Consider the following 13,386-nt stretch of genomic DNA (forward strand, 5'->3'; position numbering starts at 1 on the left):
TGCCTTCAGGCGACGACGACCTCGGCGTGGGCGAAGGCTTCGGCGAAGCCGGGTTCGAGTGGGGCGTCGGTGACCAGGACGTCGACGTCCGTGATCTCGGCGGTATGCACCAGGCCCAGGCGGCCGAACTTGCCGTGGTCGGCCGCCAGCAGGACCCGGCTGGCCGTCGAATAGGCGATCCGGCTCATGATCGCCTCGCTGGGCGAATGGTCCATCAGGCCGTGCTCCAGGTTCACCGCCCCCACCGTCAGGATCGACAGGCTCGGCCGGAAGCCGGCGACGAAGTCCTGGGCGTGCCGGTCGGAGAACGACTGGTAGGCGGCGTTCATCTCGCCGCCCGCCAGGAACAGGGTGTGTCCTCGGTCCTTGCGGATCGCCTGGGCCACGGCCAGCGAGTTGGTGATGATCTTCAGCTGGCGATGCTCGGCCAGGGCCTTGGCCACGAAGCACGAGGTCGAGCCGCTGTCGAGGAACAGGGTGTCGCCGTCCGAGACGAACCGGACCACCGCCTCGGCGATGCGGGTCTTGCCGGCGACGTTCTTCTGCATGCGCAGGTCGAACGGCCCTTCGATCTCCTGAGGCGGCAGGCGGACCGCGCCGTGCAGGCGCACGATCGTCCCGTTCTCCTCCATCACCCGCAGTTCGCGCCGGATCGTCTCCTCGGAAACCGACAGCGCCTTGGCGATGTCGGCGATCGCGCGCGTCTGGTTGGGCTCGAGCAGGTTGAGGATATCGCGCTGACGATCGTAGCGTTTGAGCATTCTCTGTCCGTCTCCGTCGGCGAAAGGCGCCGACCAAGGTCCCGGGACACTATGACCTGAGTCCCGACGCAGGAAGGACGTCCCCCGGCCGAGGGGGAAGGAGCGCGGCCGGGGGACGCGCGCGTTCGCTAGAAGGCGACGCGCAGCTGGATCCGCGCATAGCGCGGGGTCTGGTAGTCGACAGGCTTGCGGAAGTTGGGATCGGCCACGCCGCTGCCGCCGATGTCGCCGAACTCGTGGTAGGCCGTTACCGCGTGGGAATTGAACAGGTTGAACACGTCCAGCCGCAGCGAGGCGTCGAAACGGTCGCTCGGCGTCGGCAGGGTCACCACCGCCGAGGCGTTGAACTGGGTGACCCAGTCGCCCTCGAAGGCCGAGCCGCGCTCGACCACCTTGCCCTGGCAGTAGAAGCCATAGCCCTGGTAGCCGAAGGCGACGGGATCGACCGCGTTCGGCACGATGCCGATGCAGCTGTACTTGCGCGGTGACTGGATCAGGCCGTTGCCGCCCAGGGTCAGCCACTTGTTCACCGCGTAGCTGCCATAAGCCTTGAAGGTGTGGCGGCGGTGATTGGGCAGGTAGCCGTCGGCGCCGTTCAGGAAGCCCGGCGAGTCGAAGTCCGCCGTGGTGTTGATCGCCAGCTGGCCGTTCTCCGAGCGCACGCCGCCCTCGTAGTTCCCCTTCAGATCGGCCCAGGTGTACGACCCCGACAGCGACCAGCGGTCGTCGAAGGCGCGGTCGAAGGTGAAGGTCAGGGCGTTGTAGTCGCGCTTGGGCTTCGGATAGGTCAGGTCCGCCGCCGACAGGGTGACGATCGGCTTGGAGCCGTCCGGCAGGCTGTTGAGACGGATCCTCACGTCCTCGCCCGGATTGACGATCACCCACTGGCGGCCGCCGCCGAAGCTGGCCTGGCACTGGGCCGCGGTGAATCCGGCCCGCACGCAATAGGCTCGCGCGCCGGTGTCGATGGCCACGTCCTCGATGATGCTGTTCAGCTCGCGGTGGGTGAAATAGGCGCCGACCTTGATCAGGTCGCCGAAGCGCCGCTCGTAACCCAGCACGAACTCGTCGGCCGACTGCGGCTTGAGATTATGCGCGATCGACTCGACCGTCTCGGCCACGGCGCCCGAGGCGGAGACCAGGCAGTTGGCCGTGCCGGTGTCCGGGCAGGCCTGCATGCCCGCGACGCTGGTGACGGGCGCGCCGAACCCCGGCGTACCGTCCGGGCCCACGCCGTTCAGCAGGTTGTAGCGGGTATAGGTCACCAGCGAGCCCGCGAACTTCAGCGACAGGTCGCTGGGCAGCGGCAGGTAGTACCGGCCGAAGAACCCGTAGAGCTTGGACTTGCCGTCGCCGAACGGATCGCCCGAGACCGCGATGCGCGGCGCCCACTGGTCACCCGGATCGTAGAACGTCGAGCCGTCGGCGCTGCGATTGTCGAACCGGTCGTTGCGGACGCCCAGCTCGAACTGCAGGCGGTCGTCGAACAGCGACCACTGGTCCTGCGCGTAGAACGCCTGGTTGACCGTGCCGAACGAGCCGCTGTTGCGATAGACGCGCGTGGTCACATAGTCCGTGCCCGATGGCAGGCCCGTCTGGTCCGTCCCCGTGGCGCGGAAGAGCTTCAGGAAGCCCTTGCCGATCGTCTCGAATGTCTGGTTGGCCGTGTTCTCTTCATGGTCGTAGCCGACCCGCAGGTGGTGGGCGCCCAGGAGGTTGAAGTTGAAGTCCGCGTCGGCCCGATAGAACGTCCGCTTGTCGTCGTTGAACGACATCGCGTCGGTCACCTTGTTGACGCCGATGTCGACGCCGGCCGAATTGGTCCGATAGTCGAGGACCCGCTCGTGGGCGATGTCGAGCGGCAGCTGGCCGTCGCGGAACTTGTTGACCCCATAGGCCGCCGACAGGGTGAACCAGGGCGTGAAGGCGCCGGTGTAGCGGGCGATGTAGTTCTCGCCGCCCGATCGCTGGTTGGTCCCGCCCGTCTCCGCCCCAAGCGTCTTGGTGGCGCGCGTGTAGTTGAGGCTGCGGTTACGGACGTCCTTGGTGGAGTCGAAATAGGTGAACTCCAGGTGCTGCTTGCTGGTCAGCCAGCCGTCCAACTTGCCGCCCCAGAACGGCGCGTCGTCGCTGACGCGGGTGGCGTTGTCCTGACTGGCCGAGGGCGTGAAGGTCTTCAGGCGGCGCTGGTTGTAGAGGCCGTAGAAGAACAGCCGGTCCTTGATGATCGGCCCGCCCAGCTCGGCCACCCACTCTTCACGGCTAGCCGTGGAGTCCTCGAAATTGTTGCGGAAGCTGTTGGGCGCGCTGTCGCGAAGGTCGCCCGGCTCCCAGGTCGCGGTGACGCCGCCGTGGAACACATTCGTGCCCGACTTGGTGATGGCGTTGACGAAGCCGCCGGTCGAGCGGCCGAACTCGGCCGGATAGCCGCCGGTCTTCACCTCGATCGACTTGTAAAAGTCGAACGGCACCTCGACGGGCAGCAGGCCCATGCGGAAGTTGGTGATATTCAGGCCGTTCACGAAGAAGGCGTTCTCGATGAAGCTGGCGCCCGAGATCGAGATCTGGTTGGCGAAGGTCCCGTTGGCCGAGGACGAACCCTGGACGACGCCCGGCGACATCAGCGCCACGTCGCGCAGCGACCGACCGACTGGCACGCGCTCGGCCAGCTCGCCGATCTCGATGGCCGCGCCGGTGGTGGTGATCTCGAAGTCCGGCGTGCGCATCCGGCCGGCCTTGACCACGATCGCCTCCACCGAGCCGATCGGGGCCAGGGTGAAGAGATTCGAGGCCCCCGCGCGGCTGAACAGCACGCCGCTTTCAGTATAGGCGTCGAACCCGTCGGCGGTCACCGAGACCGTGTAGGCGCCGGGCGCCAGCTGCGGGATCACATAGGCGCCGCTGGCGTTGGTGACCGCCGAGCGCTTCACGCCCAGGGTCTCCGAAGTGATCCTGACCACCGCTCCAGCGATCGGCTTGCCGTCCGCGGCCTGCACGCGACCCGAGGCCTGGACGTTGGTGTAGTCCTCGGCCATCGCCGGCGTCGCCATCAGCGCCACCGCCGGAAGGCTAACGCCGACCAGGGCCAGGGCCCGGAGCGCCATGACGCCGCGCCAGCGCCAAGCGGCTGCAGATAGATCCCTCACGACCAACTCTCCCAGAGACATTGCGCCCAAACGAAGCGTCGCGCGCCGACCTCGCGGCTGCCGCCCCCTCGCCGCGATCTCCTCTAGCGTCGGTTTGTGGATATCGCGTGACATTTGTGGATTTCATGTCCACGTCACGAGAACTTCTTTTGCGTTATGTGGGAAAGATGACCACAAAACCCGCGAAACCCACACGGAGGTCGGCCGACGACGGACGCATTGTCGTCTCGCCGGGCTTCATCGGGATATGTCAGACGTCCGGCATTTAGGGTGCGCGGACGTCGTCGGACGAAGGGGCGCCAAGGTGACCAAGTCTATCCTGCCGATCGCCATGCTGTGGGCGGCGACCCTGTACGCGGGCGCCGCGACCGCCGCCCCTGCCGGGGGCGCGAACACGCCCTACGTCGCGCGGATCGACGTCCGCCGCGACGCACGAGCCGACGACAAGGCGATCGCCGGCGTCGTCTTCGATGACGCCAACCGCAACGGCCGGCTGGACGCCGGCGAGCGCGGCGTGCCGGGGGTCAAGGTCTCGAACGGGCGCGAGGTGGCGTTGACGGATCGGTCGGGCCGCTACGACCTGCCGGTTCGTAACGACATGTCGGTGTTCGTGGTCCAGCCCAGCGGCTGGCGTGTGCCGACGGACAATCGCTGGGTCCCGCAGTTCGCCTATCAGCACAAGCCGGCCGGCTCGCCCAAGGTCCTGCGCTATGGCGGCCTGCCGCCGACGGGACCCCTGCCCTCGGCGATCAACTTTCCGATCATTCCCACAAAAACCGGTCAGGCGTTCGATTGCGCCGTGCTGGGCGACGTCCAGCCCGCGTCCAATATCGAGGTCGGCTATGTCCGCGACTCCCTGGTCCGCGAGCTGCTGAACGCCCCCAAGAAACCCGCCTGCCTGCTGGCCCTGGGCGATATCGTCAGTGACGACCTGCACCTGATCCCGCGCACCGCCGAGGTGATGGGCGCGGTCGGCGCGCCGCAATGGTGGGTGCAGGGCAACCACGACTACGACCACGACGCCGACCACGACATCGACAGCTCCGACACATGGCGACGCCTGTACGGTCCGAACAACTACGCGTTCGAGATGGGCCAGGCGGTGTTCATCGTACTGGACAATGTCTCGTTCCCCTGTGGCGAGGATCCTCGCGAGGCCCGCGAGCGGCCATTCTGCAAGCAGTACTGGAAGACCTATTCCGGCCGCCTGCTGCCCGACCAGATGACCTTCATCGCCAACGTGCTGAAGACCACCGATCCGAAGAAGCTGGTGGTGTTCGCCGCCCACATCCCGTTCGTGGGGTTCGACAACAGCGAGTCCCAACCGCACCAGACCGCCAATCTCGATGAGCTCTACGCCCTGGTGAAGGGCCGCCCGGCCCTGGCCCTGACCGGCCACAGCCATACGCTGGAGAACCTGGCGCCGGGCGACTCGATGGCCGGTTGGAAAGAGACGGTCGGCGTCTCGACCATCCCGTTCCGCCACCTGGTGGCCGGCGCGGTCGCCGGCGACTGGTGGGGCGGCGACTACGACATCGACGGCACGCCGATGAGCATCCAGGGCGACGGCTCGCCGCGCGGCTACGTCGACTTCGCCGTGAATGGGACCGCCTACACGCTGGACTATCGCGCCAGCGGCCTGCCGCGCGACCGGGCCATGTGGCTGTCGGTCAGCACGCCCGCTTTCCGGGACTGGGCCGACAAGATTTTCGCCTGGCGCGACGCGCCGGAGGAGACCCGCGATCCGGTCCCGCCGCTCAGCGTCCAAGACCTGCCGGACGTGAAACTGCTGTCGAAAGCGGACCTGGCGGGCCAGAGCTGGATCACCGCCGACGTCTGGATGGGCGACAGCACGACTAAGGTCATGGTCTCGGTTGACGGGGCCGCGCCGGCGCCGATGGCCCGCACCCAGCAGATCCGCGGCGAAGGGGTACGCAGCGGCGCGGCCTATTCCGATCCGTTCGCGCTACAGCGGCAGCTGACCATGGCGCGCGCGGCGATCCAGAGCCGTTCGGGCGACGCCGAGGCCCAGGGCTATGTCCAGGGTCGCCAGAAGCGCCTGCCGCCGATGCCGCCGCAACCGCGCGGCTCGCGCGCCGATCACTCGCCGCATATCTGGCGCTACGACCTGCCCGCCGGCCTCTCGGAGGGGACGCACACGGCGGTGGTCACGGTCACCCGCGACCAGGGCGAACCGGTCCGCGACACCTTGGTGTTCGAGGTCCGGAACACGCCGCTGAAGCGCACCTTCGACTTCGATCACTGGAACAAATTCAAGAACCAGTAGAACCGCCGAAGCGGCGGTGTCGGTATCCCAAGACGACGAAAGCCTGACCTTGGAGAGCAGGTCGGCTAGGCTCCTTGAGTCTTTCGGGAGAGTTCAAGCCGCCATGACCACCGCGTTCACCCGCCGCGCCTTCGCCGCATCGCTGGCCGCCCTCCCGACCCTGGCCCACGCGGCGCGGCCCGTGGTCGGGCGCGTCGAGCGTCTGGACCCGGCGTTGGACGTCCTGATCGACGCCAATGCGCCGGTCGAGACGATCCTCGACGGCTTCACCTGGAGCGAGGGCCCGGTCTGGGTCGGTGGACGCACAGGCTATCTGCTGGCCTCGGACGTGCCGGCCAATCGCATCATGCGCTGGTCGCCCGCCACCGGCGCCGGCGAGGTCTGGCTGACGCCGTCCGGTCGCGGCGACGCCAGCCCGATCAGCGCCCGCGAGGCTGGGACCAACGGCCTGATCGTCGCGCGCGGCGGCCTGGTCGCGGCCGACAGCGGCAATCGCGCCCTCGTCCGCATCGATCTGGCGACCAAGCGCCGAACCGTGCTCTGCGCCGGCTTCGAGGGACGGCGCTTCAACAGCCCCAACGACCTGGTCCTGGCGAAGGACGGCGCGATCTATTTCACCGATCCGCCCTGGGGCCTGAAGGGGACCTGGGAGTCGCCGTATCGCGAGATGGACTATTTCGGCGTCTTCCGCCTGTCGCCCGACGGCGAGGTCAGCCTGGTCGACAAGAGCTTGCAGCCCAACGGCATCGGCCTGTCGCCGGACAATCGCACGCTCTACGTCACCGACCGCGACACCGGTTGGGTCGCCATCACGCTGGACGCCAAGGGCCGCCCGACGGATCGACGGATGTTCGTCGACCGTGGCTCCGGCATCCAGGGCGGCGACGGCCTGAAGGTCGATCGCCGGGGCAATGTCTGGGCGTCCAGCAAGGACGGGATCTCGATCTTCGCGCCGGATGGACGTCGCCTGGGCGTGATCCGCGCCGACGACGTCATCTCCAACTGCGTCTTCGGCGCGGACGGCTTCCTCTACATGTCGTCGAACAAGCGCCTCATCCGCGCGCCCTTGCGGCGAGGTTGAGGACCATGCGAGAGCGTCTGTCCGCTACTCGGCCACGATCGAAGCGCGCAGACGCTGGGCGACGTCGCCCAGGGTGATGGCGCCCAGCGAGTCGTTGACCTCGAGCACGCCCTGGCCGTGCTGCTGCGACAGATTGCCGGTGAAGTCCGTCAGGGCGGTGATGTGCTGGGCCAGCAGATCGACCGTGTGCAGCTCCTGCATGACCGCCAGGCGGTGCTCGGCCGGCACGACGTCCAGGATCTTGCCCAGCGCCACGTCCAGATGCCCGCACGACACCGCGGCGATCGACATCTCCGACGAGATCGCCTTCAGCACCGTCTCAACGCTCGCGGGCGCCAACTTATCCGACATAACTTCCCCCTGATTCCAGGGAGGCAGGTCAGCACGCGCCGGCCGGAGACCGCAAGGCCTTGATTTGTGCGGCGAATTATCGCGCCAAAGAACGGCGCGCGCTAAAAACAACGTTAGATGGCGGTGCGACGCAGCAGCTCGTCGCGACGCTCGGCCATCTCCCGGCGCGTGCGCTCCAGGGCGTCGCCCTCGGCCATCGACAGCAGGGCCTCGACCGTGCGGTTCAGATGCTCGTGGATCACCCGACGCGCCTCCTTGGGGTCGCGGTCGCGCAAGGCGGCGACGATCCGCTGATGGTCCTCGGCGAAGATGTCCGGCGCGGCCAGGCGCACACGGCGCAGCTGGGCGCCACACTCGGGGAACTGGCGGCGCAAGGTCCAGATCTCTTCGACCGCCGCGACGATGGCGGCGTTGCGCGTGGCGTGAGCCACGGCCAGATGGAAATCGTGCTCTAGCCGTTCGCCGTCCTCGGCGCCGGCCTGGCTGGACAGTTCGCGACCCATGCGCTCCAGCGCCGCGATCTGTTCGTCGCTGACAGCGGCGGCGGCCAGGGCGCAAGCCTCGCCCTCGAACAGGCGGCGGGCTTCGGTCAGCTCCAGCGCGCTGACCTCGGCCTCGGTCACGTCGTCCTCGGGCTTGCCGCGCGCCATGACATAGACGCCGGAGCCCTGGCGGGCCTCGACCAGACCCTGGAACTCCAAGGCAATCATCGCATCGCGGATCGTCGGCCGGCTGACGCCGAACGAGTCGGCCAGACCCCGCTCCGACGGCAGGCGATCGCCGGGAACATAGCGTCCCTCGGCGATCGAGGCCGCGATCGATCGGGCCACCTGCTGGTAGAGCTTCTGGGGATCGGGCGCGTCGCGCATCGATACTCGCTTTGGATTCTGCGAATCCATCTTAGCGCTTGGTCTGGCCTTGGGAAGGCGAGCTGGAAACTTGGCCAAGCTTGCGGACCTCGCTGGCCGCCAGCAGGAACGCGCCGACGCCATAGAGCTGGGTGTCGTCGGGCCCGACTTGGTCCGGCGCGGCGCCCACGCGCTGCACCCAGCCCAGGCGGCCGTCCGGCTCGATCGCCGCGTCCAGCGCCTTCCAGCCCTTGTCGATGACCGGGCCGTACTTGGCGCCCGGCAGCAGGCCGTGGTTCACGCCCCAGGCCAGCCCGTAGACGAAGAAGCCCGTGCCGCTGGTTTCCGGCGTCTTCTGCGGCTCCAGCAGCGAGACGGGCCAGTAACCCTGCTCGCCCTGCAACGGCGCGATGCGGGCGGCCATCTGCTTGAAGACCGCCTCGTACTTCGGACGGCTGGGGTGGTTGGCCGGCAGGTCCTGCAGGATCCGCGCGAGGCCGGCGAAGGCCCAGCCATTGCCGCGCCCCCAGAAGATCTTCGCGCCGGCGTCGCTGCGGCGGGTGATGAAGCGGCTGTCGCGGTAATAGAGGTGCTCGGCCTTGTCGTAGAGATAGTCGTGGGTCGCCCAGAACTCGCTGTCGGCATGGGCCAGATAGCGCTGATCGCCCGAGACCTTGCTCAGCGACGTCCAGGCCGGCGGGGCCATGAAGATGGCGTCGCTCCAGCACCAACGGACCTGGCAATAGGGCTCGCCCTTGGCCGGCTTCAGCGAGAAGTCCAGCGACACCGTGGACGGGTCGGCCAGCACGGCGTCGAAACGGGCGCGGATCGGCGCCAGCTTGCTCGGATCCTTGGTGCGGGCGGCGGCCCACACCCAGACCGCGCCGGTGGCGTCGGCGTCGGCGTGGCGCGGACGGTGATCGAAGCCCCAGCCCTCGGCCTCGCCGTGCCGGAGGACGGCCGTGGTCAGGTATGGATCCTGGGTCGCGTCGGCGAAGGTGTAGAGGCCGATATAGAACGCCGCCTGGATCCAGTCGCGCGGCGCCTCGGTGTCCTTGCGGAACTGGCTGACCGGCACATAGTCGAAATTGTCCATGTGGCTAAGCTGCCAGCCCGCGACCTTGCGGCCGGCGGCGTCGATCGCCGAGACCGGCGCGCTGACGACAGCCGCTTTCGGCGCGGCCAGGGTCGGCGTGGCGGCTCCGGTCAGGATGGCGAGAGCGGCGGCCGCCTTCAGGAGGGTCTTGAGGGTCATTCGCATGGCTCTCCTAAGCGCCTGGCCCGAGGTCGGATACGGCCAGGACGTCCATGTCGTCGAACTCGAGATTCTCGCCGCCCATGGACCAAACAAAACTGTAGTTGGCGGTGCCGACGCCGCTGTGGATCGACCAGCTGGGCGAGAACACCGCCTCGCCATCGTCCATGAACACCGCGCGCGGTTCGGACGGGTCGCCCATCAGGTGCATGACCCGCCCCGGGGCGGCGTCGAAGTACATGTAGATCTCGCTGCGCCGGCGATGGGTGTGCGGCGGCATGGTGTTCCAAACGTTGCCGGCCTCCAGCTCGGTGAAACCCATCACCAACTGGCAGGTCTCGACGATGCCCGGGCGGATGCTTTGGCGGATCACCCGGCGGTTGGCCGTGTGAGCGTCGCCGGCCGCGATGATCCGGGCCTCGTCCCGCCGCACCCGCTTGCTGGGATGGCTGGCGTGGGCCGGATAGCTGACGAAATAGAACTTGGCCGGTTGCTCCGCCTCGTCGCTGGCGAAGCTGACGATCTCGACGCCACGTCCGACATAGAGGCTGTCGTGGCGAGAAAGGTCGAAACGCTCGCCGTCCAGGGTAACCGAACCCGGACCGCCGATGTTGATCACCCCGACTTCACGACGCTCGCAGAAGAAGCGCGAAGCCAGCTCCTTGTGAGTCGGCAGCAGCAGCGGCGCGTCGGTCGGCATGGCCGAGCCGACCACCGCCCGCTCGATCTCGAGATAGCTGAGACCCAACTCGCCGGGACGGAACAGGCTGTCGATGACGAAGGTGTCGCGCAGTTCGCGCACCGTCATCCGACCCATGCCGGCGCGATCGGTGCTCTCGCGATAGTCCATCTGCACGGTCATCGACGAGTCCCGCGCCGGAACGGTCGATCACCGGCCGCCGAGTTCATCGGCGGTCGCTCCCTGATGCGCATCCGTCCCCCGTTTCGTTGTTGGTTGCCGAACTGACATTACCAATTTGAACGCAACCCCGTAAAGGCCGAACAGGCGACGATCTCGTGTCCAACGTTGTCACTCAGCAACACCGGTCGCGACCTGCCCCGATAGGGCAACGATTTCAATTACCCAGACCATATCGCCACATATAACGGCGCTACTTGACAAGTGGTCAGACCATGCTCCATCAGTTGGGCATACCAATTGCCGTCGGCATAGAACCGACGGGCATTAGCGCGGGGAAGGCAAACCATGACGAACATACGATTCCTGCTGCTCGCTTCCACGGCCGCCGCCGTGCTGGCGACCGCTCCTGGCGCCGCATCGGCCCAAGCACAGGCCTCCAGCGCCGATTCGGCGCAGCTGGAGGAAATCATCGTCACCTCGACCAAGCGGGCCGAGCGCCTGCAGGACGTGCCGGTCTCGGTGACCGCCGTCACCGCCGACGTGCTGGAACGTAACAACGTCCGCGAGCTGGGCGACCTGGTGAAGCTGTCGCCGGGCCTGGTCATCAACTACGGCAGCCAGCCGGGCAATTTCAGCATCAACATGCGCGGCATCGGCACCTTCTCGAACGGCATCGCCGTCGAGTCGGACGTGGCGGTGGTCATCGACGACGTGCCGGTCGGCTTCCAGGCCGCGGCGTTCAAGGACCTGATCGACGTCGAGCGCGTCGAGGTCCTGCGCGGTCCGCAAAGCACCCTGTTCGGTAAGAGCGCCATCGCCGGCGTCCTGAATATCGCCACCGCCGCCCCCACCCGCGAATTCTCGGGCAAGGGCATGCTGCTGGCCACCGACGACGGCGAGAAGCGGATCGGCTTCACCGTCTCGGGCCCGATCAAGGATGATCTGCTGCTGCGCCTGACGGTCGCCAAGAGCGACTACGACGGCAACGTCAAGAACCTGACCACCGGCAAGAACGTCAACGGCAGCGCCGGCTTCACCGCCACGGCCAAGCTGATCTGGACGCCGACCGAGAACCTCAGCCTCAGCATCGCGCCGCGCTATAACCACAACGTCTCGACCTGCTGCACCAGCGCGATCACCGAGCTGACGCCGGGTCTATTCTATCAGGGCGAGCCAGGCTTCCCGGCGACGACCACGCTGCGTGGGATCACGATCGACAAGAACAACCACTTCGTCCGCGCCGACGACCGCATCGGCGGCGGCAATTCGGACGTCTTCGGCACGACCGCCCGCATCGACTACGACTTCGGCGACGGCTCGTTCCTGAAGGGCCACACCCTGTCGTCGATCACCTCGCACGACCACTGGAAGATGGTCGACTTCCAGGACATCGACGGCACCGACCAGCCGTTCCTGCTGGGTTTCCCCGTGGCTAGCCCGTCGGGCGTCAACAGCGGCGCCCACATCGACGGCTACTTCCATGCCGACTCCTGGACCCAGGAACTGCGGCTGGTCTCGCCCGGCCAGAGCCGCTTCCGCTACGTCGCCGGCCTCTGGTACGCCAAGAACGATCTGGACCGCTATCTGAACCGCGGACCGGTGCTGCAGCTGGCCCGTTACTTGGCGCAGAGCACCAACGAGAACTATTCGGCCTTCGCCAACGCCACCTGGGACCTCACCGAGAAGCTCAGCGTCACCGGCGGCGCGCGGGTGAACCGCCAGAAGATCAGCTATCACTTCGACAAGACGATCTTCGCCAGCACCACGCCCGGCGCGGCCACCACCCACCAGCTGTTCAGCAAGGCCGACCAGGACGACGCCGTCACCGGCAAGATTGGCGTGCAGTACAAGGTCACGCCGGACATCATGACGTTCGCGACCTACTCGACGGGCTACAAGGGCCAGGCCTACGACCTGGTCAGCACGTTCAACGCCGCGATCGCCGCCCAGATGCCGGTGAAACCGGAAACGGCCAAGAACTACGAAATCGGCTTCAAGAGCAGCCTGCTGGACCGTCGCGTCTACTTCAACGCCACGGTGTTCCGGGCCGACTACAAGGGCTTCCAGACCTCGGTGACGTCGTTCCTGCCGGACGGCACCTTCCTGACCTTCCTGAACAGCGTCGGCCAGTTGCGAACCCAGGGTCTCGAGCTGGACGGCGTGGCCAGGGTCACGTCGAACTTCCGCCTGAACGGCGCCTTCGCCTACACCGACGCCACGGTGGTCGACTTCCCGAACGGCCCTTGCAACAACGCCCAGCCGGCCACCGCCGACCTGCCCCTGCAGCCGGCGGGCTATGTCGGCAAGCCGGGCGAGTGCTACCGCACGCCGACCACCAACGGCCGCGTGCAGAACCTGGCCGGCAAGCGCCTGAACAACGTGCCGAAGTTCAAGTTCAACATCGGTGGCCAGTACGACATCGAGCTGCCGGGCATGCCGTTCAAGGGCTTCGTCGGCGCGACCTATCGCTGGCAGGACGACGTGAACTACTCGCTCAGCCAGGATCCGCGCACCATCCAGAAGGCCTACGGCATCGTCGATCTGAAGCTGGGCATCAACGACCTGAAGGACCGCTACAAGGTCTCGGTGTTCGCCAACAACCTGTTCGACAAGCGCTACGCCCAGGGCCTGGGCAACGGCACCTCGGGCTACAGCAATCCGGCGATCCCGACCGCCCAGGGTCGCACCTGGTTCCCGGGCCGCGACGCCTTCCGCTACTTCGGGGCCCGTCTGGATGTGAACTTCTAGGGCTCGGCTTTCCTCATACGGTCCCCTCCTGCGTGGCCGGATCCTTC

9 protein-coding genes are annotated in these 13,386 nt (G+C 67.2%); 3 read left to right on the forward strand and 6 right to left on the reverse strand.

The features are described 5' to 3' along the window. Positions 1–5: 5 nt before the first annotated feature. Together ABIC66_RS07615 and ABIC66_RS07620 are read right to left on the reverse strand one after the other, a co-directional pair. Positions 6–761 carry a DeoR/GlpR family DNA-binding transcription regulator gene (locus tag ABIC66_RS07615; protein ID WP_354069080.1) on the reverse strand — a complete coding sequence of 252 codons (756 nt, stop codon included), beginning with the start codon at positions 759–761 and terminating at the stop codon, positions 6–8. A 128-nt stretch (positions 762–889) separates the two neighbouring features. Next, entirely contained in the window at positions 890–3,865 is a 2,976-nt protein-coding gene (locus ABIC66_RS07620; RefSeq protein WP_354069081.1) for a TonB-dependent receptor, read from the reverse strand. Between the two features lie 346 nt (positions 3,866–4,211). Between ABIC66_RS07620 and ABIC66_RS07625 the strand changes: the two genes are divergently transcribed. Together ABIC66_RS07625 and ABIC66_RS07630 are read left to right on the forward strand one after the other, a co-directional pair. Beyond that, on the forward strand, positions 4,212–6,194 hold the full coding sequence (locus ABIC66_RS07625) for a calcineurin-like phosphoesterase C-terminal domain-containing protein (RefSeq protein ID WP_354069082.1): 1,983 nt from the start codon (positions 4,212–4,214) through the stop codon (positions 6,192–6,194). Positions 6,195–6,297: 103 nt separating this feature from the next. Continuing rightward, a complete protein-coding gene (locus ABIC66_RS07630) occupies positions 6,298–7,275 on the forward strand; it encodes an SMP-30/gluconolactonase/LRE family protein (protein ID WP_354069084.1) in 978 nt (325 codons plus the stop codon). Between the two features lie 24 nt (positions 7,276–7,299). Here ABIC66_RS07630 and ABIC66_RS07635 read toward each other — a convergent pair whose 3' ends face one another. The 4 genes from ABIC66_RS07635 to kduI all read right to left on the reverse strand — a co-directional run bounded on the left by ABIC66_RS07635 (position 7,300) and on the right by kduI (position 10,591). Next, a complete protein-coding gene (locus tag ABIC66_RS07635; RefSeq protein WP_354069086.1) occupies positions 7,300–7,626 on the reverse strand; it encodes a DUF8776 family protein in 327 nt (108 codons plus the stop codon). 113 nt (positions 7,627–7,739) lie between these two features. After that, a complete protein-coding gene (locus tag ABIC66_RS07640; RefSeq protein WP_354069088.1) occupies positions 7,740–8,495 on the reverse strand; it encodes a FadR/GntR family transcriptional regulator in 756 nt (251 codons plus the stop codon). Positions 8,496–8,526: 31 nt separating this feature from the next. Then, positions 8,527–9,729 carry a glycoside hydrolase family 88/105 protein gene (locus ABIC66_RS07645; RefSeq protein WP_354069090.1) on the reverse strand — a complete coding sequence of 401 codons (1,203 nt, stop codon included), beginning with the start codon at positions 9,727–9,729 and terminating at the stop codon, positions 8,527–8,529. A gap of 13 nt (positions 9,730–9,742) precedes the next feature. Beyond that, the gene (gene kduI / locus ABIC66_RS07650) at positions 9,743–10,591 is read right to left on the reverse strand and encodes a 5-dehydro-4-deoxy-D-glucuronate isomerase (protein WP_354069092.1); all 849 of its coding nucleotides are present in this window, start codon (positions 10,589–10,591) and stop codon (positions 9,743–9,745) included. A 345-nt stretch (positions 10,592–10,936) separates the two neighbouring features. On the opposite strand from kduI, the gene ABIC66_RS07655 reads away from it, so the two are divergent. Beyond that, a complete protein-coding gene (locus ABIC66_RS07655; protein ID WP_354069094.1) occupies positions 10,937–13,339 on the forward strand; it encodes a TonB-dependent receptor in 2,403 nt (800 codons plus the stop codon). Positions 13,340–13,386 lie beyond the last annotated feature (47 nt).

This window comes from Caulobacter sp. 1776 (genome assembly GCF_040545685.1).
Taxonomy (GTDB): Bacteria; Pseudomonadota; Alphaproteobacteria; order Caulobacterales; family Caulobacteraceae; genus Caulobacter.